The following is a 26,603-nucleotide window of genomic DNA, read 5'->3' on the forward strand; positions in this document are numbered from 1 at the left end:
ACATCGCATAGAATGACCGATTGAATAATAATTCTACACTTATTCGCTGATTCCTGTCCACAGCGAACGAAAAAAAGCGGAAGATGTTGACACAATTAGTCGCTTTGTCACATTTTATTCAAAATAAAAAAAGTGCCGATCAAAACGGCACTTTTCGTTTAAGTATTTATACAGCGACTTTTTCATAAGCACGCAAATATTTTTGAATGTCTCCTGCTCCCATAAAGACCAGAATCCCATCTTTGTGCGCTTTCAGCACAGATGTATCTTCTTCTGCAATCAATTGGGCCTGCGGGATTTTTTCTCGTAAGTCTTCGATACTCAGCTTCCCGATGTTTTCACGGGCTGAACCGAAAATATCACATAGGTATACATAGTCCGCTTTTTTCAAACTGTCAGCAAATTCACTTAAGAATTGCTGTGTACGTGTGAAGGTATGCGGCTGGAAGACAGCGACAATCTCACGGTCTGGATACTTTTGGCGTGCTGCTTCAATGGTGACTTCAATCTCCGTTGGGTGATGGGCATAGTCGTCAATTAAAACCTGCTCACCGACTACTTTTTCATTGAAGCGGCGTTTCACACCACCAAATGTCGTTAGTGCCCCTTTGATGAGCTCTACATCAATGGCTTCATAGTGACATAATGCAATGACAGCTAATGAATTAAGGACATTATGATTTCCGTAGGCAGGAATGTAGAAGGTATCATAAAACGTATTTCGTACAAATACATCAAATGTAGTGCCTTCCGTGTTCTTCACAACATTGCGTGCTTGGAAATCATTTTCTTCATTGAAACCGTAGTATACAACAGGTACCTTCGCTTGAATCTTAGGCAGATGCTCGTCATCACCGCAAGCGATAATGGCTTTTTTCACTTGAAGCGCCATGTTTTGAAACGCATCAAACACGTCGTCAATGTCCGAGAAATAATCAGGATGATCAAAATCAATATTGGTCATGATCGCATAGTCTGGATGATAGCTGAGGAAGTGTCTGCGGTATTCGCATGCTTCAAATACAAAATACTCGCTGTTTTCTTTCCCCATACCAGATCCATCGCCGATTAAGTATGAAGTTGGTTTCGCTGATTGCATCACATGGGCAAGCAGTCCTGTTGTTGACGTTTTACCATGAGCACCAGTAATCGCAACGTTTGTGAATGTATCCATGTATTCTCCAAGGAATTTATGGTAACGAATGACAGGAATCCCTTCAGAAAGGGCGCGTTCAATCTCAGGGTGTGTATCAGGAAATGCATTACCTGCAATGACGGTCATCCCTGGCTGAATATTATCTGGGTCAAATGGAAGAATTTTAATATTTCGTTCTTCTAATGCTTTTTGTGTAAAGATATGTTTTTCGATATCCGATCCTTGGACAGTATACCCAGTATCATGAAGAATTTGGGCCAGTGGACTCATACCTGTCCCTTTTATTCCAACAAAATGATAAACAGTCATAATTGTACCTCCAACAAACGTCTATCTGACTTACAGTATATGACGCTCATTTCAATTTGCAACTTGTGATTTTCGCCTCTAGCGGCTCACAGATCGCAGCTCCAAATAAAGATTTTTTTCCGATCTTCCTATTCTAATCAATATTAACTATGATTAGTATCCGACAACTTTCCTATTTCTAACACCTGCTTTCGCTCATTTTACATAAAAAAGCGTTCTGACAGGCATGCGAAAAGCGTCCAATTCCAAAATTGCACCTATGTGCTATCATACCATGTTTATGAAAAAAATGAAGTGGTTTGTTTAGATCAGCTGTTCTAAGTCACTCAGTGTCATGAGGACTTCCCTTGGCTTACTGCCTTTTGCACCAGAGATCATGCCCTCGCGTTCCATCATGTCGATCAATCTGGCTGCACGATTGTAGCCAATTCTAAATCTTCTCTGCAAACTCGATGTACTAGCGCTATTCTGCTCAATGGCAAAACGGCAGGCATCCATAAACAATTCGTCTTCATCTGTAATCGCAGAGCCTTGGAGCATTAATTCCTCCTGTTCGAAAAGGAACACCGGCTTACGCTGTTTTCTAACATGTGCCACCACTTGATCGATCTCGCGGTCTGATACAAAGTTCCCTTGCAGCCTCGTCGGCTTGCCGGAGCCATTTTCTAAGAAAAGCATGTCTCCTTTTCCGAGAAGCTTTTCTGCACCTGCCATGTCGATGATCGTTCTAGAATCTACCTGACTTGAGACAGAGAATGCAATTCTTGTTGGAATATTGGCTTTAATCAGACCTGTGATGACATCAACAGAAGGTCTTTGTGTGGCAATCAATAAGTGAATGCCGCATGCTCTTGCTTTTTGCGCGATTCGGCAAATGCTTTCTTCGACTTCATTTGGTGCGACCATCATTAAATCAGCAAGCTCATCAATCACCACGACAAGATAAGGTAGTTTTTCACCCATTTGTTTTTCTTTGACAAGCTCATTGAATCGTTTGATTTCTCTCACACCAGAGTGCGCAAACAGCTCGTAGCGTCTTTCCATTTCATCCACTACCCATTTCAGAGCAGCTGTCGCTGTCTTCGCATCGGTAATAACAGGACTCACGAGATGCGGAATATGATTATACGGCGCTAATTCGACCATTTTAGGGTCGATTAAAAGCATTTTCACTTCATCTGGTGATGCTTTAAACATTAAGCTCACTAAAATGGTATTGATGCAGACACTTTTTCCTGAACCGGTTGCTCCAGCAATTAAGCCATGCGGCATTTTTTGCAAATCAACGACAACAGGTTGTCCTGAGATATCTAATCCGAGTGCTGCTGTTAAAGGAGATGGATTATCTCTAAATGCACTGCTTCTGATCATCTCTCGTAAGAAAACCATTTTACTGTGAAGGTTCGGCACTTCGATCCCGATCGTGTTCTTTCCTGGTATCGGTGCTTCAATTCGAATATCCTTTGCGGACAAACTGAGTTTAATATCATCTGACAGGTTCGTGATTTTGTTCACTTTGACCCCTGGTTCTGGATGTACTTCAAACCTTGTCACAGATGGGCCTTGCGTGACATGAACCACACTTGCTCTGACATTGAAATTTTTCAGCGTGGCATTGAGTAGCTCTGCTCGCTCTTTCACCCATGTCCCGTCCTCTTCTTTTTGAGCTGGAGGTACGTCTAAAAGGGCGAGGCTTGGAAACACATATCCTTGGGCATCTGCTGCTTTCTTTTGTCCTTGCACGCGCTGATCACTTTTTAACATCATGACGTTAAAAGGAACCGTTGAGGTTTGTCCACTTGCACGTTGTGGCTGAGGAGATGCCTGTTTCGGTTTTTCTTCCATCACTTCATGCACTTGTTCTTGCTTTTCTTGCTGCTCTATGACAGATTCTACTCGTTCAGTAGCGGTCTGTTCGTCTGCTACTTGTTCTATTGGCATCACTTGATCTTCTACTATTTCCGCTTCTTCTATCAATTGCTCTTCTTGCAGATCATGCTCGGCAACTGGCTCTGTTTCTTCCAATGCTGCCGCTGGCACTTCTTCTTGATGGTCTTCTAAGGAATCAGCTGCTATTTCCTCGACTGGTTCTGCTGAGATGACGTCTAGTACCTCTACTTCTTCTGCCGGCATGTCTACTTCCATTTCAATTGCGGAATGCGTGTCTTCCGCTGTTTCGAATGTCAACGGTTCTATTTCCTTCGTATGATCTACAAACTGTTCTACCGGCTCGTCCTGTATTTCTTCGTTTCCACTGGAAACATCCTGTACAGGTACAGGCTCAGACTCTACCGGCGGCTTGTGATATACTTCGGCTTGCTGATGATGTAAGTCAGCTTCAATATGGTCTTGAGGCTCAGAAAAGGCTGGCTCTTTTTCCTCTGTTTGAATGAAAGGCTCGTCATTTAAACGCTCCATCGTCGATTGGACGTGATCGTGATAAGCGAGCTCCTCTTGCAAAGTAAGCGGGGTCACGTCTGTTTGCATGTCCACTCTTTCTTCTGCTGGCGCTGAAACTGTTTCTTCCATACGATTTTCTTTCCGTATTGATGGAATGTTCATTTGCTGTCTGACATTTCGTTCACGCTCTGCCTCTTCTGATAACAGGGTGACGCGCTGCGCTGTTTCTGCTGCTTTCATTTGAACAGAAGATGATTCTTCTTTCGACTCTGTTCGTTTCGGACGCATATCCTGATGATAGCCATAGATCGGTGATGGAATTTGCTCTGGTTTGAATGGCTTTTTATGAATGTCAGGCTGAACCGTTTGTTTTGACTCATAGGTCTTCTGCTTAGCCTTTGGCTGGCCTTGCTTTGGGCGTCTTCTTTCCTGCTTTACTCCGTCACGCTGAGGTTCATCTGGAACGAGCGGAAAGCGGAAGTTGCCTGTCGGATATTCATAATAGACTTTTGTATCTTCAATTTTTTTATATTCTTTATGCTGTTCAAAAACTGGCTGCTTTGGTGCAACTGGACCTTCCTCAGGTCTCACAGCTTTTTCTTCTTTCTTTTCTTCTCCTAAAAATACACTAAAAAATTTATCTAACCAACTCATCATTTATCACTCACTTTAACTCCCCTTACGTTTTCTTGGGCGATTTTTAGTATACCATTGCTTTTTCATGCAGAAAAGCGAGAAAAGTGCCGGTCTTTGCTATTTGTGCTGTCTGTAGATGAAAAAAAGTCACTAAGTACGTACTTAGTGACTTTTGGTATAACACATTCTTCGCTCTGATGTGCCCGTTTATGGGAGGTTATGCTTGAAAGGGTTCGCCAGCTTGATGGCTTCCTTCTAGAACAAGAATCCCTTTTTCAGCAGGCGCGTCTGGAAGATCTAGTTCTTTTGCTGAACAAATCATTCCGCTTGATGGAACACCTCTTAGCTCAGCATCTTTGATGATTAAACCGCTTGGCATCACCGCCCCAACCTTCGCAACCACGACATATTGCCCTTGATCAACGTTTGGGGCACCGCACACGATTTGTAATGTTTCATCGCCAACATCCACTTGGCAAATGTTTAATTTATCTGCATTCGGATGCTTTTCTTTTTCCTTTACATAACCGACAACAAATTTTGGTGATAGATCCACAGTCAACGTTTCACTGACACCGTTGCGGTTTAAAATTTCGTTCATATCTTGAACAAGTGTTTCAGAAAGCGGTACAGATCCGTTTTCTTCAATTTTCATGTAAGTGGATGCATTGAAGATATTAAAGCCTGTTGTTTCTTTTGTTTCTTGATTGAAGATTCTTACGACATCTCCAAACGTCTCATGACCTACTTCTTCTCTCGTCACATCTTTCAATGAAATAAGAAGTGTGTCGCCTACACCTTCTGCATTATAAAAAACGTTCATTCTTCAAAATTCCCTTCTACTGCTGTTTTGGTCTGCTTTTAGCAAGAATAAAGATCGGTTCAAGCTTGCCCTCATCATATAAAAATGACAATGCGGTAATCGGAACCGTGCCGCTGGCGAAGAAGCTCATCGACATCTGTCCTAAAATATCATAGCCTGATTCATTGCGAATATCTGCAATGATGAATACATCTTGATGGGGGACAGAGATGGCCATCTGTCCTTCTATTTTTTGCGCGTATTCTTGTAAAATCGATTCATTTAAAAGTCTGCTGGCATCATATCCGTCATTTGCACGGAAGAAATAAAACCGGTTGCCTGCCACTTCATCCATTTTCACCACAGTTTCAAGTGAGCGGACATTGAAGCTTGCAGTTTCCCTGATTCGTTCTTTTGTCCAGTTTTCCTTTTGAAGCATCTTTTCATCAATTAATCTATAGGTGCTTCCAAGGTCAAGTGCATAGTAGATTCTCGTTTCAGCTGTATGCTCATCAAACACGAGCGGAATCTCGTCACTTGATGCCTCAGGAAAGGAAGTGGATCGAATGACGGGATAAATTTGCTTTTCTTTTCCTGAGATGTGCTGCGCTTCGCCTTTCATGGCACTTAGCGCCTCTTTCACATAATAGACGATCTCATCCAATGTTTCATCAGGCTTTACTTCCCACTTTGCAATGATTGGCGGGAGCTCTAGTGTGATCCCTTTGCCTGTTTGTTTATCTTCAATACGAAGCGTATCTTTTTCTCGGTCAAACTGGTGTGACCAGCTGTCATTTGTCAGACGGCTTTTGAGTTCGTTCGCAAGCTGTCTTGATGTCATTTTTGCCATGATTTAGACTCTCCTTTCATTATTTAGAAAGAGAATCTGTTAAAAATGCTTCAATCTCTTCCTTCGTTTTACGATCCTTGCTGACAAAGCGGTTAATCTCTTGCCCATTTTTAAAAACTAAAAAGCTTGGAATGCCGTAAATTTCCCACTCTGCGCAAGTGTCAATAAATTGATCTCTATCCACATAGAAGTACTCAAATTCTGGGTAGTTTGCTTCAAGCTCTGGTAAGAATGGTTCGATAAAGGTGCAGTCCGGGCACCAGTCCGCTGAAAATAGCAATACTGTTAAGTCTTCTTGAATTACTTTTTGTAATTCTTCGTTAGATTCAATTTTTTTCATGTTTCATTCCTCCAGTTTGTATGGTTAAATCTCCGAATTGTATATAGCCTTTCTTTCGCATCCATTCTGATACTACCAAACTAATCACTGCCGGGCCAACGATATGCAAAAGAGCGATTGCTAGAAAAACGGATGGATGAAATCCCATAACGGTCAGTGTCATGAGCTGTCCAACAAGGCCACTCGTTCCCATTCCTGCCCCTGCCGCATTATTGACCATCCCAAAGCCAATAATACCAATTGGCGCGAGAATGAGGCCCGCTATCGTCGGTGGAATAAGGATAAGGGGATTTTTCACAATGTTCGGCAGCTGCAATTTTGACGTGCCAATACCGACAGCTGCAAGACCGCCAAAACGATTTTCTCTAAAGCCTGCAGCGGCAAAACCGACCATTTGAGCGCAGCAGCCAATCGTTGCAGCACCAGCAGCTGTTCCGCTTAAGTCAAGCATGAGCGCAAGCGCAGCGCTTGAAATCGGTGAGCTGAGGGCAAGTCCAACAATGGTTGCTACTAGCATGCCCATGATGAGCGGACTTTGGTCAGTCCCCCACATAATGAGCCTGCCAAGCCCTGTCATCATGGCTTCAATCCCTGGACCGATCAAAGTGGCGGTGGAAAAACCAGTGATGATGGTGACAAGCGGTGTCAAAATGATATCAATTTTTGTCTCACCACTGACCAGTTTGCCGAGTTCTACACCAATTAATGCTGCGACAAAGCTTCCAGCAGGTCCACCAAGCTCTGCTCCTGCAGCGCCTGAGACAACACTTGCAAAAATGATCAATGGAGATGCCTGTAACCGGTATGCAACGGCTACGCCAATCGCTGGTCCCATGAGCCCCATTGCGAGTGTTCCCATTTTGATGATGAGCGGAAGTGATAACAGACCGCCTGCTGTTTTTAAAATCAGACCTACTACTAATGTAGCAAATAGACCTAAAGCCATAAAAGAGAGTGCTTCAATGAAATACACTTTTGGCGAAAGGGAGATCCCCTTTCTTTTCAAATAAGTCATCAACGTCGTCTTCCTGCTTTCTCATAGGGAAGACGAAGAGGCCTGTCCTTCCCATTATATGTAGTATTCTTACGATGAAAAATAGTTTCTACCATGAATATCATAATCATATTTTTTTTGCTTTATCAAGCACTTCTTGTGTAACATGAAAAGAAACAGGGCAAACCTTTACTAAGTTTGTACAAAAGGAGGAGATCGTTATGCAATTAACCGTCTATTTAGCAGGAGAAATTCATAGCCAGTGGCGCGATGAAATCAAGGAGAAAAGCCAATCGTTGAAACTGCCAGTGACATTTGTTGGTCCAATGGAGAATCATGACCGCTCCGATCACATTGGTGAGGACATTTTAGGTGAGCAGCCGAATGCCATATTCAAAGATGATGCCGCTTCTGATTTGAACAATTTTCGTACTGAGATCCTATTAAACAAGGCAGACGTCGTCATTGCCCGCTTTGGTGAGAAATATAAACAGTGGAACACGGCGATGGATGCATCTGCTGCCATCGCTAAAGGGAAACCTCTCATTTTGATCCGCCCAAAAGAACTGCACCATCCGTTAAAGGAGCTATCAAACAAAGCGAATATCACTGTGGAAACCGTGAACCAAGCGATCAAAGCGTTATCTTACGTGTTTGAACAGCAATAAAAAAAGGCTGCTCTCTTGAAAGAGGCAGCCTTTTGATTACATTTACACCTGTTGATAAATAGAATCCACTGTACTTTGATCACAGTTTTTCACAAGACGGACAATTAATTCTTTTGCCGCTGCATAATCATCCACATGCAATACTGAATGACTTGTGTGAATGTAGCGGGCACATACCCCAATGACAGCAGAAGGCACGCCTTGGTTTGAAATATGCACACGTCCAGCGTCTGTACCACCTGGTGATACGAAGTATTGGTATGGAATACTGTTTGACTCAGCCGTATCGAGCACAAAATCTCTCATGCCGCGGTGCGTAATCATGGTTCGATCAAAAATACGCAGAAGTGCACCTTTTCCAAGCTGGCCGAATTGGGTTTTGTCACCTGTCACATCGTTTGCAGGGCTTGCATCTAAAGCAAAGAACAGATCTGGCTGAATCATATTCGCAGCTACTTCTGCCCCTCTAAGACCTACTTCTTCCTGAACCGTTGCACCAGAATACAGATGACATGAAAGTGGTTCGTCTTTTATTTCTTTTAATAATTCAATCGCAAGTCCGCAGCCATAGCGGTTATCCCAAGCCTTCGCTAAAATCTTTTTAGGATTCGCCATTGGGGTAAAGACTGTTGCAGGCACGATTTGCTGTCCTGGACGAATGCCAAGCTCTTTTGCCTCTTCTTCACTGTCTGCCCCAATATCAATGAGCATGTCTGATGGTTTCACAGGTTTGCTTTTTTGTTCTGGTGTTAGAAGATGAGGTGGTGTACTAGAGACGACACCAGGAATTGGCCCGTGATCGGTATGAACATCGACACGCTGCGCCAGCATGACTTGACTCCACCAGCCGCCGAGTGTTTGGAAGCGGATCATCCCGTTTTTCGTAATGGATGAAACCATGAATCCCACTTCATCCATATGACCAGCCACCATGATTTTAGGTGCGTTCTCTGGCCCCTTGCGTACCCCAAACACACCGCCAAGACGATCCTGAATGAGTTCGTCAGAATATTTCTCAAGTTCCTTTTTCATAAAAGCACGCACATGGTGCTCATTACCTGGGGTACCTTGTAATTCTGTTAAATTTCGGAAAAGCGACAATGTTTCTTCATTCATTCTACGATTTACCTCGTTTCTATGTAATGACCATATATATTCCTATAAAAATAACACTCACTTTATACTATAAGAATTCTTTCGGTTTTCCAAGTATCTCTCCAGAAATTTTGAATATGCTTTCAAGTATTCGGATTCCTTAACATCAATGGACAAGTTTTGTATAATGGAAAAAACAGCAATACGGAGGTGCAGCACGTTGAAGTTAAAACATGTTCTGATTGGTGCGAGTATTGGCGTAGCCGCTGCAATTGTTGCAAAGAAAGTATTTTTCCCTACGTATATCTCGTCTGAAAAAGCATTAAAAATTGTGAAATCCGCTTTTAAACAGCGCGGCCCGATTGATGGCTCTTGGATTTATACTGTACCAGAACCATATACCGTAAATGGTGAAACGATTGATGTGTACAAATCTGGCATTACTCGCTCAGCCTTTGGCGAGCTTGAACAGTACGAAGTCATGATTGATGCCAAAACAGGCATGATTGTGGATGTCATTGATTCTGTGGCTTGATAAAGAAAGCTTCGCAAAGTTGTGTCCTTGCGAAGCTTCTTTTTTATATGGCTTTGATTTTTTTGTACACAGGATGCCACATAGCGTCCTGTACAGCCTGAATAAGGTCATCAGGCGTTTCCTCTGCAATTCCTTCATCGATCGCTGCTTGCGCCACACGAACAGCTACTGTCGCTGAAACGGTTCGAAGCTGATCGACACTTGGCAGCATCGCTGCACCCGGCTTTCCGACATTGACCATGCTGGCAATCGCTTCAGCACTCGCAACAAACATGCTGTCTGTCATGAGGCGTGCTTTAGACACAATCGTTCCAAGGCCAAGCCCTGGGAACACAAGAGCATTATTTGCTTGCCCAATTTCATATGTGACGCCGCCATATTCGACAGGATCAAATGGGCTTCCTGTTGTCACGAGGGCGCGTCCTTCTGTCCACTCAATGAGATCTTCAGGCTTTGCTTCTGAAAGAGGTGTCGGGTTCGACATCGGTAAAATCGCTGGGCGCTCTACGTGTGACGCCATTTCTTTCACAATTTCCTCTGTAAATGCTCCTCCTACTGTCGAGGTGCCAATTAAGATGGTTGGTTTTGCCTGTTTGACGACCTCTAATAAATCAATGGAATGCTTAGGACCGTTACGGGCATAATCCTTTACTTCGTCAGAACGTCTTGCATATGGCTTTTGAAATGGCTGAATGTCAGGCGAATCATCTGTAAGTAAACCTGTTTTATCAATACACCAGAAATGATCATATGATTCCTCTTCTTTGACTCCGTCTCTGACAATCGCATCACGGATCTGCTCCGCTATACCAATCCCTGCCGTACCCGCTCCGAAAATGACGATTCGGTGATCTTTCAGCGGAACCTTCGAAGCTTTTGCACATGCCATAACCGCAGCAAGTGAAACAGCTCCAGTCCCTTGAATGTCATCATTAAATGTACAAATCCGTTCCTTATATTTTTCCAATATGGCTCGTGCATTTTTTGTCCCAAAGTCTTCCCAGTGAAGGAGGGCATTTGGAAAGGTTGCGCGGGCAAGCTCTACATATTGATCGATAAACTGATCATAACGCTCGCCTCGAACGCGAGAATGCTGATTTCCAACATAAAGCGGATCATTCAAGAGACTTTCTTGGTTCGTCCCCGCATCAAGCACTACGGCCAGCACGCGGCTAGGATCAATGCCTGCTGCAGCTGTATAAACAGCAAGTTTCCCGACTGAAATGGCAATACCGCCAACACCCCAGTCTCCAATACCTAAAATGCCTTCTGCATCTGTCGCAACGATTAAGTCAATGGATTCATCCACACCGTAAGAGGCAAAGATCTCTTCCATGCCTTCCAAGTCATCAATTGATAAATAAAGCCCCCTTGGCTTTCGATACTCGTGGCTATAACGCTGAATGGCTGTTCCAACTGTCGGTGTATAGACAATCGGCAGCATCTCTGCCAAGTGCTCATTTAGTAATTTGTAAAAAAGCACTTCGTTTCTGTCATGAAGTGATGTTAAATACACATTTTTCCCCAGTTCATCTGGCTGTGCCTTGAACTGCTCATATGCACGCTTTGCCTGATCCTCTAATGTTAAAACTTTAGGTGGTAGAAAGCCCTTTAAACCAAGCTCTTCCCGCTCTTCCTTCGTAAATGCAACCCCTTTGTTTAAATAAGGGACGGACATGACTTCCATCCCTCTTAATGGTGTTTCAATGACATCACCATGTACACGATAAAATTGGTTCACCTGCACTCTTCCTTTCACAAGTTCATTTTGTCGTTATTTTGTGTGAAAGGCGAAAAAACATGCAGATGATCTTTTATTTTCCTGTTTCTCTTTTGACTTCATGTGTGATTTGCCCATCTTCATCCCACTTAACAGCGCAAAAAATCGCATCATGATAAAACAAGTACCACGCATTTTTTTCTTCTGCAAATGCCTGCCATTTTTGCTTAGCTGGAATTGAGGTCATTGGGTAATCATCATATGCCAAGACCCATAATGGATTTTTATGAGCGTGCGTTGGCATAATGTCAGCTAAATGAATCGCTGTTTCACCCTGACTTGTGAGCGTTAAGATGCTATGGCCATTGCTATGACCGCCTGTATGATGCAGCTCAATGCCTTCTATTACTTCGATGCTTTCTTCAAATGGCACCACTTGATCTGCTATAGGCTCCCAGTTTTCTTTCCAATATGTATTTCTTGAGCGGATGTTAGGCGCCCTCATTTCATCCCATTCGATTTTGGATGTGATGATTTTTGCTTGCGGAAAAACAGACACGAGCTTTTCTCCTTCGAGTTTTGTTAATCCGCTTGCATGATCAAAGTGAAGATGTGTCATTAAGACGTAATCAATATCTGCTGTTTGCAGGCCGAGTGCCGCGAGTGACTTTTCCAATTTTGTCTCTTCTGTTACGCCGTAATTGCGTTTTTGTTTATCCGTCAGCTTCCCTGATCCGATGCCAGAATCCACTAAAAAATGGAGACCATTCCACCGTATGAGGATTGGGTCACACCGCAGTTCAATTTGATTGCGATCGTTCACCGGGTATTTTTTTGACCATAACGGCTTTGGCACCACACCAAACATCGCACCTCCGTCCATGTGTGTATCTCCCCCGTTTAACCAGAACAGTTCCATGTCACCTATGTTCATTGTCTCCATTGCTGTCATCCCTCCTTTTTCTATCGTAGCAAATACAGCTGAAAATCGCATGCATCAATCTTTTCATGAAAAAAGCTGACTGCAATTCTTTTTGCAGCCAGCTTGATGTCACTTGTTATTCTGAAAATTTCACTTCTGATCGATAGATAGGTTGTCCCATAGACGAGAATTTCTCTTCGTATTCCGTCATCACATTTCCTTCTAGTCCGTCCTTATGTAAATCTAAGCTTACATACGTTAAAAGAAGGCCATATGCAGAAAAGCTCTTTAAGGAATATTCAAATAACCCGCGGTTATCTGTTTTGAAATGCAATTCACCGCCTGGACGGAGAATATGTTCATATCGCTCTAAAAAGGCCTTAAACGTCAATCTGCGCTTTTCATGTCTTGCTTTTGGCCACGGATCAGAGAAATTCAAATACACTCGGTCAATCTCATTTTCCGCAAACACATCTGTCAGCGTTTCCGCATTAATGTTCAAGAGCTTTACATTTTCAACATCTGTCTCTTTGATTTTATCTACTGCTGTCACAATGACACTTTTAAATAATTCAATGCCAATATAGTTGGTATCAGGATGAAGCTTGCCCATTCCAGCGATAAAGCTCCCTTTTCCTGTGCCAACTTCAATATGGATTGGATGATCATTTCCAAACAGCTCATGCCATTTCCCTTTATATTGCTCGGGGCTTGCTAAGGCAATATGAGCATTTTCAGCTAAGTAATCATCAGCCCATGGTTTATGTCGCATTCTCAATTTGATACACCTCTATTTTCTTTACATTTTATCAAGATACCATGAAACATAAAGACCCGCAAGACAGCATCTTTATGCGCATATGAAAAAGACCAGCCCTTCGCTTGAGCTGGTCTGCCGCATGTATAAATTGGGCGCTGAATGCACAGTTTAACCACATAAATGACACGCAGAAAAGGAGCATACGTATGGGATTAAACCGTCAACATCAGCTTCAATTAATCAAAGATATTTTAACCGATCACCAGTTGGATTGCTGCGGGACTGTTGCAGAATATGAACAGGTGGGACGCGTGATTCAATTCATGCTGGCAAAAGAAGACCTTGATGCCGACATTCGTCAATTATTAACAGATATTCATGATTACAGCCAAAAGGGTACTTCTGTCAGTTCAATCGATGCACATATTGAGGCGCATCAATCGCATTTGTCAGAGTGGATCGAGAATATTCCTCTCTCTTAATGAATGTTTAACCGCTGTAAGAGTGCGCTCAGCTCCGCTTGCACTTCTTGCTGCGCTTTTTCATTCCCTTTTCTTTTATGCCACACGACAAACGATACGGTTTCAGCGAGGACGTACCAAGCCATGCGTTTTCGCAAATTGTCTGTCAGCGGGGCACCGTACATTGAGAGCCAGCTTTCCCAGTTCTCTTCTTCAACATAATGGTATAAAAGTGGTCCAAGATCAATGGCTGGGTCAGCAATCATCGCCCCATCCCAATCGATCAAGTAAAGCTGGTTTTCATCTGTCAGCAGCCAATTATTATGATTCAGGTCACAATGACACACGACCTTGTCTTCAAATTGAACTGCCTCCACATGCTTCTCTAAGTACTGGATAGCACGTGTGACGTCGCGCGAATCAATTTGCTCTTTAAATATGGACTGTTTTAAATGCTTCAGAATGGATGCTGGGTCTAGAGAGTGCTTCTCTAATCGCTTCAGCATATCAAGCAATTCTTTCGATGTATGAATTTTTCTTAGCTGCTCTGCGACAGGACGGTCATTCATGTCCTTTGGCTTCAGCTCTCTGCCGCTCAGCCAGTGCTGCGCAGTGATGACATCCCCATTTTCCATACGTTTTGTCCAGACAAGCTTCGGCACAATGCCTTCAGCTGACAAAACCGCAAGAAACGGTGACGTATTGCGTTTTAAAAATAGCTTTTGGTCATTGTGTGTTGCGAAGTACGCATCTCCCGTAGCGCCTCCAGCAGGAGAGATGTGCCATTCGCTACCTAATATTTGTCCCAACCAGTTCATATCAATTTTCAACCCATCATTTCTTAAAATATTTTAAATCGTGCTTTTTTAGTCGACAAAATTCAGCCGATTGAAGGTCAATAGGCTGTTTCTTTTTTTATTTATATGATCATAAAAACAAAAAGGACAGCTATTGAGAATGAGATGCTAAACAATAGCCGTCCTATAGATTTTATCGTTACCTTCTTATACTCGTCAAGCAAAACTAGAAAATCAGGACAAGAACCTTATGAAAAGAAAGGCTTTTTTCATGGTTCTTTGACTAAGACATTCACGATAAGTGATTTAAGCACGTAATTTTAAGGAGTACTCACTCGCCTTCACAAAAACAGGCGTTGCGCCAATCACTTCTCCATCTGCATGAAATAAGATTTTTCCATCTGCCTCCAAGTACGCTTCTTCGTGCTGAAACAGGGTAACGCCCTTCATTCCAAGGTGCTTGCGAAACACCATCGCACTTAGAAACAAGAGCACTTTAAATGGATTCAAATCTGTGACAACGAGTGTTTGAAAGCCTGGCTGCCTTGCGCTTACTTCTGGCGCTGCTTCCAGCCCGCCTCCGTAATAGGGGTGATTACAAACAATCACAAACCACACTTGGCGAAAGACCTTCTTCTCGTTTTCAATAAACAGTGCAAGGTCGAACGGCTTAAAGGACCATAAAGAATGGAGAAATGACAGCGGGTAGATGATAAACCCAAGCCCCAGTCGTTTCAGCCACTTTTTTCCTCTGAAATGCACTGTTTTCCTTAGCACATGCGCATCAAACCCAGCACCAATATGATTGAGAAAGAGAACGGATTGTGCGCTTTCTGCGTGATCTTGAAAGGAGCCGAGTGAAAATGTTTTGGTGAGCATTCTTTTTTGCTTCCTCACTTCTTTTAGGACATCTTGACGATGGATGCCAAGGCCCTTCGCCGCATCATTCCAATGACCGGCGGGGACAAAGCTTAGCTGCACATGATCCATTTCCTTTAAGCCATTTAGGACTTCATGAATGGTTCCGTCACCGCCAATGACAATCAGGCGCTTTAGCCTGTCATCTTGCATGGCGCTAATTTGTCTTGCCAATACTTCTGCATGACCTTCATGCTGGGTGAGAAACGATCGATATGAGATCTCCACCCTTTGTAGTTCTTTCTCTATGCTCCTCCATGTACGAAGTCCTTTTCCATGTCCTGCTGCTGGATTAACGATAAAGTACCATTCATTCATATATTAGCTCCACTCAGGTCTCTTTTTTCGTGACCTTCCATTATGCCTTTAATCGAGCCATTCCTGCCTTCTTTTGCTGTCTGATTCACCATAAGCAAGCAATGCTTTTGTCGCCTTAAATTGCTGATGCTTTGTCGGCGCAGTATTTTTCCGCTGCTTTTCAAACCAATCTTCCGCCTTCTTCTTATCGACAACCTCCATCCCGTATGGAACTTCCGGTAAGTCAATATAAGAGGTACGGCTGATCAGGATTTTTTTCACAGGAAGATGGACACCGCTTTGCTGTAAGATCTTTGACACGACGGTGCCAGAGCGTAGAAGGCTTGCGCAAGGATTCAAAACGGACTGAACCGCTTTCCCATTCGCCCGCTTTTCCCAAAAACGTTCTTTCGTTCCGATATATACGCTGTCAGGCTCTGCCTCTAAGAAGGATAAACAAATCACTTCCAGCGGCGTAATGAGGACTGGACATAATTCCATCTCTGCTTTTTGAATGAGCAGCACCGGTTTGTACATCACAAAATATGAATCCGGAAGCTGCCTAGCAAGCATGCGCAGCTTTTCGTCATACCGAATGTGATGGGAAACGGTCGAAATGTTGGAAATCGTCGAGCTCGCCCATTTTAATTGAACATCATATAGATGATCCTTAAAAAAATGAATGAGATTCGTTTCATCTGTAGGAACGTTTGTAAAGACACCTTGCTCTATATCTGTCGGCTCGTTAAAAAGACTCAGGTCCCGTTCCTTCTTCATATCGGCTTCTTTTTGCTTTCTCTTTAAGGAGAATTTCTTTCTCTTTTCCTCCTCTTGTTCAGGCGCTTGTTCAGAGATTTGGTCAAATGAATGCTGCGTCTTCTCTTTTGAAGCTTTTTTTAACTCGTCCCACCTTTGCTTTTTCAATCGAATGAATTGATTGATGTAGTGATGCGGGTCTTGTTCATATCGTGATATATAATCTTGAATTTTGATAATTTGCGCCATCTGCTGCTCACTCCAACTTTTAGAATCATTTATGTAGTGCAAATTGTTTGATTGCGTGATAACGCGGGGTTTCTCTCGGGCGTATTTCATATAGAGTCATACAAGAAACCTCTATCACGTATGGCTCTTTGCGTAAAGGCGCTTGTTCTGCAAAAGAGTGATCCGCGTTCCATTTGCGCGCAATCGTCATATGCGGATGAAACGGTCTCTTTTCAACAGGATGTCCTGCTGACAATACGGCTTCTCTCACCTTTTCTCTTAATTGCATGAGTGGTTCACTTTCATTAGGTTTTGCAAAAAAGACTCTCGGGCGTTCCTTCGTGCCAAACTGTCCGACCTCATTCAGCTCTAGTGAAAATGCAGTGGCTTCCTTTGAGAGGATCTCAAGCAGCTCGATGATCTTCTTTAAGCGCTCATCAGGAATGGCACCTAAAAAGATCAAGGTCACATGATAATCATGTGGTGCTGTCCATTTTTGAAAAGACAGTCCGCTTCTTTGATCAATGTCTTTTTTGATTTGATGCGCAAGTTGTTCAGGGATGTGAACCCCAATAAAATAATGACGGTTTTCTGACACAATATCACCTGTCCTTTTATAACAAACTTTACGAATCCCCATTGATGATAGTATAACTAAAGAAATGCGGAATGAGAAGAAAGGGTGTCACATGATGAAGGTTGCACAAAATATAGCGGAGCTGATTGGCGATACACCACTTGTTCAATTACAGCGGCTTCAGCCAGACAATGCGGCAGCTGTTTATTTAAAGCTGGAATCGTTTAATCCTAGCGGCAGTGTGAAGGACCGCGCTGCTTACAATATGATCGTCGAGGCTGAAAGGCAAGGAAAGCTTACAAAAGGAGCGACCATTATTGAACCGACGAGTGGGAATACAGGGATTGGTTTAGCTATGAATGCAGCAGCTAGAGGGTATCAAGCCATCCTTGTGATGCCTGATACGATGACAAAGGAACGAATCAATATTTTGAAGGCTTACGGGGCGCAGGTCGTTTTAACCCCAGGAGAAGAAAAAATGCCAGGCTGTATTCGCAAGGCAGAGGAGCTGGCAGCTCAAATTCCTCATAGCTTTATCCCGATGCAATTTGATAATAGAGCGAATCCAGATGCCCATAGAGGCACAACGGCTGTTGAAATCATGGAAGCTGTCAAACAACTTGGCAAGCCCTTTGGAGCCTTTGTCGCAACAGCAGGAACTGGCGGAACCATTACAGGCACTGGAGAGGAATTAAAGAAGGCTTTCCCTCATTTGACCATACGTGTGGCAGAGCCGAAGGGATCTCCAGTCTTATCTGGCGGGACACCTGGTAAACATAAACTTGTTGGCACAAGCCCAGGATTTATTCCCAAAATTTTAAACGAGCATGTCTATGATGAAATCGTGCAAGTAAGCGATGAAGATGCGTACAATATCACACGTCAGCTTGCCCGGCTTGAAGGAATTTTAGTTGGTCCATCCTCTGGCGCAGCCTGCTATGCTGCGATTGAAACAGCCAAGCAATTGCCGGCAGATCAAATCGTGATCTGTATGACAGCAGATACAGGCGAACGATACTTATCAAGTGATGTTTTTCAAGATTAAAAAAGGAACAGGGTCATGAATCCCTGTTCCTTTCAGATTGTTGACAAAGGGCTAAAATGATCTTGATTTTAGCCCTTTGTCTTCTTATCAGCGTGTTAGAAAACCTTTGCAGCCCTAGGAAGGGCGAGCACCGGAACGGAGCGAATTTGACATTCGTGAGTACCGGCGCGCAGGACTGACACCGAATGCGAGGGTTTGTCTACATGCTGTTTCAAGGCTAGGACGATTTGTCGGACTTCACCTCAGCCTGCTCCCCTGTGATGAGTAAAGCCTGCTCATCAGTAAGCGGGCATAAATCGAGCGTCTGCTCATACTGCTCCATGATTTGCTGCGCAGCCTCGCCTAAATAGGTATTGTACATATGCGGTACCGGACAGTAGCTTATCTCATTGAATCCTTGATAAGATGAAAGCTCTGGTGCCTTCTGCCGATCATCCATCACGGAGATATATTCAATGCTTGGCGCCATAATGATACTCCCTGCGGATTCGCCGATGTACAACTTGCCTTTATTGATTTCTTCTTTTAGCACGTCATCGAGACCGTGCTTTCTCAATTCCTGCAGCAAATAGAAGGTGTTGCCTCCTGATACGTACACCACATCATTTTGTTTTATCATCTTTATGATTTCTTCGGTAGACTGCTCAGCTATTTGAACGATTTCTAGCTGCATACCGAGTTGATGAAAGGCTTCTTTCGCTGCCTCCACATAGTGCGTGACTTCTTCCACAGCACTAGCTGTTGGGAAAAATGTCACGCGTTTTCCTTTTAATGATTCACCCGTAAAGTCAGATAAGAGAGAATAGCTGTCTTTGAATGAAGAGCATAAGAACATTTTTTTCACTGTGAATCCCTCTTCTCTTTCTCTATTTTGCCAATTCATACATGGCTTGTGCATATAGAGCGGTTGCTCTTAGTAGATCATCGATTTCGATATATTCATCCTTCTGGTGTGCGCAATCTGGTCTGCCAGGGAAGAGAGGACCAAAGGCAACGCCTGCTTCTAAAGATCTCGCATACGTTCCTCCACCAATGGCAATCAGGTGAGCTGGATCTCCCGTTTGTTCCTCATATACCCGCTGCAATGTTTTGACAAGCGGGTGATCTTTTGAGACGTGATGCGGGGGGCTGTCATCAAATTTTAGAAGGGTAGCCCCTTTGATGCCTTCGATCCCTTTTTTAACGTCCTTGCCGTCTGCTGTCACTGGATAGCGGACATTTAATCCTAGCTTCGCTTCCTCGCTTTGTGTATAGCGGATCGTGCCAACATTCAAGGTCAAATCTCCGCTAATGTCATCTTTGCAAGCAATCCCCAGCTTTTTCCCTCTTGTATCCTGATCAAATAAAGCATTGATTTGAGAGGTAAAAGCAAGCCCGTCTTCATCTAATTCTTGTCCACATAGGAAATTGGCCATATGAATGCCCGCATTGATGCCATGCGCCGGCTCCATAGCATGAACTGATTCACCTTTTAATGTGAAATGCAGTCCATCCGCTACATTCTTTACCTCACCTGATAATTGATTGTCAGCAAGATAAGCTTCAAAAGCTGTTTTTAATGATTCAGCATCGTGTTCTTGTGCCGCTGTCACAGTGGCAGTTGCCTCATCCGGCACCATATTCAGCCGCATACCCGATGTGAATTGCTTGAGCGTATAGCGCTGATGTTGTTCTGTATGTTGATATGTAAATGACACAATGGCATCAATGATCCCTTTTTCAGCATGAATAATCGGAAAATCAGCATCTGGTGCAAATCCAATTTGCGGCATCGCCTCATGCTTGAAATAATGGTCCACACAGCGCCAATCACTTTCTTCATCTGTTCCAATGATCATTCGAATCTTTTTTGACAGCTTCATCCCCGTATCTTTTAACATCTTCAGTGCGTAGAAAGCCGCCATGGTTGGCCCTTTATCATCAATGGCGCCTCGTGCAAATATTTTATTTTCTCTTATGTCCGCTGAAAATGGCGGGGTTGTCCAGCCGTCACCAGCAGGCACAACGTCCACATGGCATAGCACACCTACAATGTCTTCGCCTTCTCCATATTCAATATGACCTGCATAGCCATCCACATTCTTGACTGTGAATCCTTCGTCTTCCCCTTTTTTCAGCATATACTGAAGGGCCTGATCGACTTTTTCACCAAATGGCTTTCCTTCTTTTCCACCTTCTTCATCAAGGACACTTTCAATTTGTAAAAAAGATTGTGTGTCCTCAATCAAATCGTCTTTTTTTCGTATGACTTCAGCTTCCCAATTCATTTTTCCATTCCTCCTTGAAAAAAGGTTGCAATCCACCCTTAAAACGAATATTATATTAATTGTTTTGTAATAATGTTCGTAAATGGAGGATTTTATGTTTCAGTTAAAAGAAAACCAAACCAACATAAAGAGAGAATTAATCGCTGGTATGACGACATTCTTTACTATGGTATATATTGTTGCCGTTAACCCAGGAATTCTTTCAAAAGCAGGCATTCCTTTTGACCAAGTCTTTACTGCAACAATTATCGCTGCTGTCGTCGGTACGCTCTGGATGGCACTATTTGCAAACTATCCGATTGCGATTGCACCAGGCATGGGGCTGAATGTCTATTTCACCTTTACAGTTGTCGGTGGTGGCGGCATCAGCTATCAAACAGCGTTCAGTGCGGTATTTGTTGCTGGTATACTCTTTGTTATTTTATCGTTAACATCCCTTAGAAAACAACTGATTCAAGCCATTCCAGATAATTTAAAATACGGCATTACAGCCGGAATCGGGCTTTTTATTGCTTTTATCGGGCTCCGTCAGTCTGGGATTATCGCAGCTGACCCAGAAAATTTAGTGAAGCTTGGCAACTTAAGCTCGCCTGTTGTCATTTTAACGCTTGTCGGCTTAATGATCTCTGTTATTTTAATGGTACTTCAAGTAAATGGCGCTCTGTTTATCGGCATGTTAGCGACGACACTGATTGCGGTCGTAACAGGCCAGCTTCATTTTCCGAAAATGCTGATGGACATCCCTGCACTACCAGAAGGCATGCTGATTACAAACCCATTCGCTGCCTTCGGCGATGTATTCTCTCATCATTTATACGCTGTCGTCTTCTCCTTCTTACTAGTGACGATTTTTGATACAACGGGCACAATGATCGGAGTGGCCGAACAAGCAGGACTCATGAAAAATGGGCAGCTGCCAAAGGTACGCAGAGCCCTGCTCGCTGACTCTGCTGCAACGACGATCGGTTCTATGTTTGGAACAAGCCCAACGACAGCTTATATTGAATCATCATCTGGGGTTGCTGCTGGCGGAAGAACCGGGCTAACGTCTTTAACGGTCGCTGCATTGTTTATTGTGGCATTGTTTTTTGGCCCGCTCGTTCAAGCCATTTCTTCTTTACCATCCATCACATCACCTGTTCTCATCATTGTCGGGTGCTTGATGATGAACTCCGTGTCACGCATTCGCTGGAACGAGCTAGACGAAGCATTCCCTGCTTTTCTAGTGATCCTTTCCATGCCGCTGACATCTAGTATTTCAACCGGAATTTCACTTGGATTTATTTCATATCCACTTGTGAAACTGGCAAAAGGGAAATGGAGAGAAGTACATGTACTTGTTCTCATCTTTGCCATTTTATTTTTCATTCAGCTCTTTTTCTTAGAAGGATAACAGAAACAAAAAAGGCACATTCTAACAAGGGATGTGTCTTTTTAAGATGAGTGAATTTTTTATTTTGTAAATTTTCTGTGTTTCATTTTTGGACGTTTGAATGTGACAGTATTCTCGATACGCCTTACGCCCATTGGGTTGTAACCGAATTCAAAACATGGTATATACCATGTTTCGATTCATGAAGACAAGTTAAATAACATGTAAAGTTGACTTTTTGGTGGAACTAGATGCATAATAACGTGTATAATAGAATAAAACATTAAGAAACACGAACATTTACCATTGTTGCATGTCCTTATTTCGCAGTTTTAGTGTAGTAAGTTGTGGTTAGTCAAGTCCATCCGATCTTATTGATAGGGAGTGGTTTTTTGAAACCTTCAACAAACCGTATGATGACTCGAATAAAATCAGTCTATATGTTCATTCAAGAGAAAGGTCTTGTGACGACACAAGAACTGGTTGATGAATTCGGGATCACACCTAGAACCATTCAAAGAGACTTAAACGTGCTTGCCTATAACGATCTTGTTCATAGTCCAAGCAGAGGCAAATGGGAAACAACGAGAAAAAAAGTAAAAATATCATCTTAAGCGTATAATGAACTGTCCATATAACAAAAAGAACCGGCGACATGCCGGTTCTTTTCTTTTGTCTTCTTTTCTTTTGTTCTACATTTATGGTCGATTGATTAAGCTGTCTAATTCTTCGTCCGTCAATTCACGGTACTCCCCTGGCGCTAGATCTTCATCTAAAGAGACAGCCCCCATCGAGCGTCTTTTTAAAAAGATGACTTCATTTCCCACTGCTTGCGCCATCAGCTTCACTTGATGGTACTTTCCTTCAGTAATTGTTAAACGAATGCGTGTATCTTCACTTTCATTCGCATCTACTTCAACCTTTGCCGGCTTCGTGCGGTAATCATCTAAAATGACAACACCCTCTTCAAGACGCTTGATGTCTTGATCTCCTAATGGATATTTCAAATGAACCTCGTACGTTTTTGGCACATGCTTTTTTGGAGAAAGTAATTGATGAGCAAGCTGTCCATCATTTGTGAGGAGGAGAAGACCGACTGTATCCTTGTCTAGTCTCCCAACAGGAAATGGCTCCCTTGCGATATCCTCCGGCTCAAGTAAATCGACGACCGTTTCATCCCGCAAATCTTCAGTAGCTGAGATGACACCATCTGGTTTGTTCATCATTAAGTAAATGAATTCTTTATATTCTACACGCTCTCCGTGTACGAGCACTTCATCATTCGATGGATCAACATGATCTTTCACCTGCTTCGCCAGTTCTCCATTCACGGTGACTGCCCGTGCCTTGACCAGCTTCTTTACATCTTTTCTTGAACCAAAGCCGCTGCTAGCAAGCAATTTATCAAGCCTCATGAAACTCCACCTCTTCTTAACTCTTTTTTCTTAAAAATTTGGGCATACGGCTGCCGAGTACACGCTCAAGTAATCCTACCTTATATGACAAGAACAGATACACACCGCCGCCAGTGATCATTGAAATCAAAATGACGATACCCGCGTTAATAATTCCACCTTCATACGAAATCACTTGGCTCACAAGCTGACATGTCGCATACGCCACTACAGCCATAATCGCAGTCAAAATACCAATGAGAATAAATCGTTTGAAAATCCTGCGGAACGAATAGCCGGCATGGCGCTTAATCATGATAAACATATACAAGATGGACGCACTATAGCCTAACGCAGTCGCAAGCACAGAACCATTTCCTTGCAGCCAGCTGATTAGCGGAATGTTCAGAACCGTTTTAATGATGATCCCTAACAACAGACTGACGATGGCAAATTTTTGTTTGTTAATTCCCTGCAAAATCGCTGCATTAATGGTGAATAAGGAAAACAATAACGCAACAGGTGCATACCAGAACAAAATAGACATCCCAATCTCAGGATGAACAGACGGATAGAAAAACCAATAAACCGGTCCAGCCAATGCCGAGATACCAAATGAAGCAGGCAGCACGAAAAATAATATAACCTGCATCGTCTGATCAATTTGTCTATTGAGCAGCTTGTAGTTACGAGCTGTAAATGATTCCGTAATCGTTGGAATCAAGGTTAAGCCAAACGCTGTTGCAAGGGACACAGGAATCATCACGAGCTTCGGTAAATATAACGTCACAATAGACAATACCGCTGTACTAATATCCTGATGGCCTGATGCAATCATGGCTCTGTTAATCGTGTTTGTATCTATATAAGAATAAATTGGAATCGCCAGTCCAACAAACACATACGGTGCGGCATAGCTAAATAGCTCTGTAAACATTTGCTTATAAGATAAGTCAGAGGAAGCACCTGTATTCGGCTGCATGGATAAGAGCCGATCCTTGCGCTTCAGCCAATATAAATAAAGCGTGAATAAGCCGCCAAATGCGCCGATAAGTGCTGCAAATGTAGCATATCCGACAGCGATGACAAGACCGCCGTCAAGCACTTTTAAAATAATAAACGTTGCTGTTAATAGGAAGATGATTCTGACAAGCTGCTCGATGACTTGGGAAACAGCTGTCGGTCCCATCATAGAGTGTCCTTGGAAGAACCCTCGCACGAGACTCATAATTGGTACAACCAAAAGACCTAAACTGACCATCCGAATCACATATACCACTTGGTCGACGGTCAAACCGCCTGTTTCATTTGATCCGCCAAGCTGAATCTTGGCGAAAATTGGTGCACTCAAATATAAAAGAGAAAAAGCGATAATCCCGGTGACAAGCATGACCGACATACCCGCCCTGAACATTTTTCTCGTTGTCTCATAATCGCCAATTGCATTATATTTAGAAACAAATTTTGATACCGCTGTTGGAAAACCAAGCGTAGCAATACTTAAAAAGATCGTATACTGATTGTATCCATATTGAAATAGCGCTCCACCAGTAGCTCCAACCATTGCGCTAAATGGAATTAAATAAATCATACCAAGAATACGAGAGAGATAAGTCCCTATCGTTAAAACCAACGTACCACGAAGCAGTTTATTAGACATGCGCTTAACCACCATTTTTCTAATGAATATTCAACTCAACTATTTTACCACATCATTTCGACGCACAGGTAACAAATCCAATACAGAAGGCACAAAACCAATCAATTCATATTTCAGCCTTCCCCAATTTTCGTTATAATAGATAAATGACTGAAAGTAGAAAGAGGAATGTAACATGAAACATTATGATGTCATTGTCATTGGCGGTGGACCTTCTGGACTGATGGCCGCTATTGCATCAGCAGAGCACGGTGCAACTGTTCTGTTAATTGACAAAGGAACCAAGCTTGGCAGAAAGCTCGCCATTTCTGGCGGTGGACGCTGTAACGTCACCAATCGCCTTCCAGTAGAAGAAATCATCAAGCATATTCCCGGAAACGGCCGTTTTTTATATAGTGCATTTTCTGAGTTCAATAACGAGGATATTATTTCGTTTTTTGAAAACCTCGGCATTGAACTTAAAGAAGAAGACCATGGACGTATGTTCCCTGTCTCAAACAAAGCACAATCTGTTGTGGATGCCCTTTTAGACAGGCTCCGTAACCTCAATGTGACCATTCGAACGAATGAGAAGATTAAAACAGTTCTGTATCAAGACGGACAAGCAGCCGGAATTGTTACAAATAATGATGAAAAAATTTCAAGTAAATCCGTTGTGATTGCTGTTGGCGGAAAAAGTGTGCCGCATACTGGTTCTACTGGTGACGGCTACGCATGGGCAGAAGCCGCTGGTCATACGATTACAGAGCTCTTCCCAACAGAAGTACCGGTCACATCAGATGAACGTTTTATAAAAGAAAAAGTGCTCCAAGGGCTTTCTTTAAGAAGTGTGGCTGTCAGCGTTTTAAATAAAAAGGGAAAACCTGTCGTCACACATGTCATGGATATGATCTTTACACACTTTGGCTTATCCGGCCCAGCTGTTCTTAGATGCAGCGGATTTGTGGTGAAAGAATTGAAAAAGCAGCAGGTCGTCCGTCTGCAAATAGACTTATATCCGAAGCTTAATGACGAAGAGCTTTTCCAAAAGCTTCATCGAGACCTAAAAGATGAACCAAAAAAAGCCATTAAAAATGTCCTAAAGTCTTGGATGCAAGAACGCTATTTATTGTTTTTGTTAGAGAGGAACGGTATAGATCCGCAAGACACTTTTTCTGGTCTTGCTAAGGACAAACTGCGCGCATTCGCCCATGATTGCAAACATTTTATCGTTCATGCCAATGGTACACTCTCTTTGGACAAAGCGTTTGTCACAGGAGGCGGCGTTTCTGTGAAAGAAATTGAACCGAAGAAAATGGCGTCTAAAAAAATGCCCGGTCTTTATTTCTGCGGAGAAATTCTAGACATCCATGGTTATACAGGCGGATACAATATCACGTCAGCACTTGTAACAGGCAGACTTGCTGGTATGAATGCTGCACTAGAAGCAAAGGAGAGAGATCAATGATCAGACGTGCATTTCCAATTGTATTTGCAGTCGTTATTAGCTTGACAGCCGCTTTTTTCTTGAAGCTGTCCATTAACCCTTTAAAAGTAGCCATTGTTTTGGCGTTTACCATCTTCGCTGTTTGTTTAAAAGAATACGTTTATCGTCTTCGTAAACGAATCGAAGAAAAATCATCTTCACATATCGATAGTTGATTA

26 protein-coding genes are annotated in these 26,603 nt (G+C 42.9%); 8 read left to right on the top strand and 18 right to left on the bottom strand.

From position 1 onward, the window contains the following. Positions 1-166: 166 nt before the first annotated feature. The 6 genes from murC to CKW02_RS13745 all read right to left on the bottom strand — a co-directional run bounded on the left by murC (position 167) and on the right by CKW02_RS13745 (position 7,508). Positions 167-1,465, bottom strand: coding sequence for a UDP-N-acetylmuramate--L-alanine ligase (gene murC / locus CKW02_RS13720; protein WP_003217748.1), 1,299 nt, complete (start codon positions 1,463-1,465; stop codon positions 167-169). Between the two features lie 303 nt (positions 1,466-1,768). Continuing rightward, the gene (locus CKW02_RS13725) at positions 1,769-4,522 is read right to left on the bottom strand and encodes a DNA translocase FtsK (RefSeq protein WP_003217641.1); all 2,754 of its coding nucleotides are present in this window, start codon (positions 4,520-4,522) and stop codon (positions 1,769-1,771) included. Between the two features lie 196 nt (positions 4,523-4,718). Beyond that, a complete protein-coding gene (ytpR, locus tag CKW02_RS13730; RefSeq protein WP_003217710.1) occupies positions 4,719-5,324 on the bottom strand; it encodes a YtpR family tRNA-binding protein in 606 nt (201 codons plus the stop codon). Between the two features lie 16 nt (positions 5,325-5,340). Further along, positions 5,341-6,153: a DUF1444 domain-containing protein gene (locus CKW02_RS13735; RefSeq protein WP_003217622.1), complete on the bottom strand. Its 813-nt coding sequence runs from the start codon at positions 6,151-6,153 to the stop codon at positions 5,341-5,343. 19 nt (positions 6,154-6,172) lie between these two features. After that, positions 6,173-6,493 (bottom strand): thioredoxin family protein, encoded by a 321-nt coding sequence (locus CKW02_RS13740; RefSeq protein ID WP_003217665.1) that lies wholly within the window; start codon positions 6,491-6,493, stop codon positions 6,173-6,175. Next, positions 6,480-7,508 carry a PTS sugar transporter subunit IIC gene (locus CKW02_RS13745; protein WP_034620876.1) on the bottom strand — a complete coding sequence of 343 codons (1,029 nt, stop codon included), beginning with the start codon at positions 7,506-7,508 and terminating at the stop codon, positions 6,480-6,482. The genes CKW02_RS13740 and CKW02_RS13745 overlap by 14 nt, the downstream gene beginning before the upstream one ends. A 200-nt stretch (positions 7,509-7,708) precedes the next feature. Here CKW02_RS13745 and CKW02_RS13750 point away from each other — a divergent pair, with 200 nt between their 5' ends. After that, the gene (locus tag CKW02_RS13750) at positions 7,709-8,155 is read left to right on the top strand and encodes a YtoQ family protein (protein WP_003217634.1); all 447 of its coding nucleotides are present in this window, start codon (positions 7,709-7,711) and stop codon (positions 8,153-8,155) included. Positions 8,156-8,197: 42 nt separating this feature from the next. Here the strand turns inward: CKW02_RS13750 and CKW02_RS13755 are convergent, their stop codons facing one another. Further along, entirely contained in the window at positions 8,198-9,271 is a 1,074-nt protein-coding gene (locus CKW02_RS13755) for a M42 family metallopeptidase (RefSeq protein WP_003217679.1), read from the bottom strand. Positions 9,272-9,470: 199 nt separating this feature from the next. Between CKW02_RS13755 and CKW02_RS13760 the strand changes: the two genes are divergently transcribed. Continuing rightward, entirely contained in the window at positions 9,471-9,785 is a 315-nt protein-coding gene (locus tag CKW02_RS13760; RefSeq protein WP_003217759.1) for a PepSY domain-containing protein, read from the top strand. A 43-nt stretch (positions 9,786-9,828) separates the two neighbouring features. Here the strand turns inward: CKW02_RS13760 and CKW02_RS13765 are convergent, their stop codons facing one another. From CKW02_RS13765 to trmB, 3 genes are all read right to left on the bottom strand, one after another. After that, a complete protein-coding gene (locus tag CKW02_RS13765) occupies positions 9,829-11,526 on the bottom strand; it encodes an NAD-dependent malic enzyme (RefSeq protein WP_003217562.1) in 1,698 nt (565 codons plus the stop codon). A gap of 73 nt (positions 11,527-11,599) precedes the next feature. Next, positions 11,600-12,448, bottom strand: a complete 849-nt coding sequence (locus CKW02_RS13770) for a YtnP family quorum-quenching lactonase (protein WP_003217548.1) — start codon at positions 12,446-12,448, stop codon at positions 11,600-11,602. A gap of 115 nt (positions 12,449-12,563) precedes the next feature. After that, a complete protein-coding gene (gene trmB, locus CKW02_RS13775; RefSeq protein ID WP_034620874.1) occupies positions 12,564-13,205 on the bottom strand; it encodes a tRNA (guanosine(46)-N7)-methyltransferase TrmB in 642 nt (213 codons plus the stop codon). Positions 13,206-13,393: 188 nt separating this feature from the next. Between trmB and CKW02_RS13780 the strand changes: the two genes are divergently transcribed. Then, positions 13,394-13,669: a YtzH-like family protein gene (locus CKW02_RS13780; RefSeq protein ID WP_003217549.1), complete on the top strand. Its 276-nt coding sequence runs from the start codon at positions 13,394-13,396 to the stop codon at positions 13,667-13,669. Here the strand turns inward: CKW02_RS13780 and CKW02_RS13785 are convergent. From CKW02_RS13785 to thpR, 4 genes are all read right to left on the bottom strand, one after another. Continuing rightward, complete coding sequence (locus CKW02_RS13785; RefSeq protein ID WP_189286481.1) at positions 13,666-14,466, bottom strand: phosphotransferase family protein; 801 nt, start codon at positions 14,464-14,466, stop codon at positions 13,666-13,668. The genes CKW02_RS13780 and CKW02_RS13785 overlap by 4 nt on opposite strands. Before the next feature lie 285 nt (positions 14,467-14,751). Further along, the gene (locus CKW02_RS13790) at positions 14,752-15,681 is read right to left on the bottom strand and encodes a YegS/Rv2252/BmrU family lipid kinase (protein WP_003217628.1); all 930 of its coding nucleotides are present in this window, start codon (positions 15,679-15,681) and stop codon (positions 14,752-14,754) included. Positions 15,682-15,729: 48 nt separating this feature from the next. Beyond that, positions 15,730-16,665 carry a hypothetical protein gene (locus CKW02_RS13795; protein ID WP_003217558.1) on the bottom strand — a complete coding sequence of 312 codons (936 nt, stop codon included), beginning with the start codon at positions 16,663-16,665 and terminating at the stop codon, positions 15,730-15,732. A gap of 25 nt (positions 16,666-16,690) precedes the next feature. Further along, on the bottom strand, positions 16,691-17,242 hold the full coding sequence (thpR, locus tag CKW02_RS13800; RefSeq protein WP_003217661.1) for an RNA 2',3'-cyclic phosphodiesterase: 552 nt from the start codon (positions 17,240-17,242) through the stop codon (positions 16,691-16,693). 94 nt (positions 17,243-17,336) lie between these two features. On the opposite strand from thpR, the gene cysK reads away from it, so the two are divergent. Continuing rightward, positions 17,337-18,266: a cysteine synthase A gene (cysK, locus tag CKW02_RS13805; protein ID WP_003217571.1), complete on the top strand. Its 930-nt coding sequence runs from the start codon at positions 17,337-17,339 to the stop codon at positions 18,264-18,266. 217 nt (positions 18,267-18,483) lie between these two features. On the opposite strand, the gene CKW02_RS13815 is transcribed toward cysK, so the two are convergent. Further along, entirely contained in the window at positions 18,484-19,110 is a 627-nt protein-coding gene (locus CKW02_RS13815) for a Type 1 glutamine amidotransferase-like domain-containing protein (protein WP_003217567.1), read from the bottom strand. 22 nt (positions 19,111-19,132) lie between these two features. After that, on the bottom strand, positions 19,133-20,533 hold the full coding sequence (pepV, locus tag CKW02_RS13820) for a dipeptidase PepV (RefSeq protein WP_003217592.1): 1,401 nt from the start codon (positions 20,531-20,533) through the stop codon (positions 19,133-19,135). Between the two features lie 94 nt (positions 20,534-20,627). On the opposite strand from pepV, the gene CKW02_RS13825 reads away from it, so the two are divergent. Then, complete coding sequence (locus tag CKW02_RS13825; RefSeq protein ID WP_003217731.1) at positions 20,628-21,926, top strand: NCS2 family permease; 1,299 nt, start codon at positions 20,628-20,630, stop codon at positions 21,924-21,926. A 371-nt stretch (positions 21,927-22,297) separates the two neighbouring features. Beyond that, positions 22,298-22,519 (top strand): DeoR family transcriptional regulator, encoded by a 222-nt coding sequence (locus tag CKW02_RS13830; protein ID WP_008356419.1) that lies wholly within the window; start codon positions 22,298-22,300, stop codon positions 22,517-22,519. An 84-nt stretch (positions 22,520-22,603) separates the two neighbouring features. Here CKW02_RS13830 and CKW02_RS13835 read toward each other — a convergent pair whose 3' ends face one another. After that, the gene (locus CKW02_RS13835) at positions 22,604-23,320 is read right to left on the bottom strand and encodes a pseudouridine synthase (protein WP_003217686.1); all 717 of its coding nucleotides are present in this window, start codon (positions 23,318-23,320) and stop codon (positions 22,604-22,606) included. A gap of 16 nt (positions 23,321-23,336) precedes the next feature. Then, a complete protein-coding gene (locus CKW02_RS13840) occupies positions 23,337-24,959 on the bottom strand; it encodes a putative polysaccharide biosynthesis protein (protein WP_003217649.1) in 1,623 nt (540 codons plus the stop codon). Positions 24,960-25,134: 175 nt separating this feature from the next. Here CKW02_RS13840 and CKW02_RS13845 point away from each other — a divergent pair, with 175 nt between their 5' ends. Next, on the top strand, positions 25,135-26,406 hold the full coding sequence (locus CKW02_RS13845) for a BaiN/RdsA family NAD(P)/FAD-dependent oxidoreductase (RefSeq protein WP_003217733.1): 1,272 nt from the start codon (positions 25,135-25,137) through the stop codon (positions 26,404-26,406). Then, complete coding sequence (locus tag CKW02_RS13850; protein WP_003217594.1) at positions 26,403-26,600, top strand: hypothetical protein; 198 nt, start codon at positions 26,403-26,405, stop codon at positions 26,598-26,600. The genes CKW02_RS13845 and CKW02_RS13850 overlap by 4 nt, the downstream gene beginning before the upstream one ends. Positions 26,601-26,603 lie beyond the last annotated feature (3 nt).

Origin of the sequence: Bacillus pumilus, from assembly GCF_900186955.1 — a bacterium.
GTDB lineage: Bacteria > Bacillota > Bacilli > Bacillales > Bacillaceae > Bacillus > Bacillus pumilus.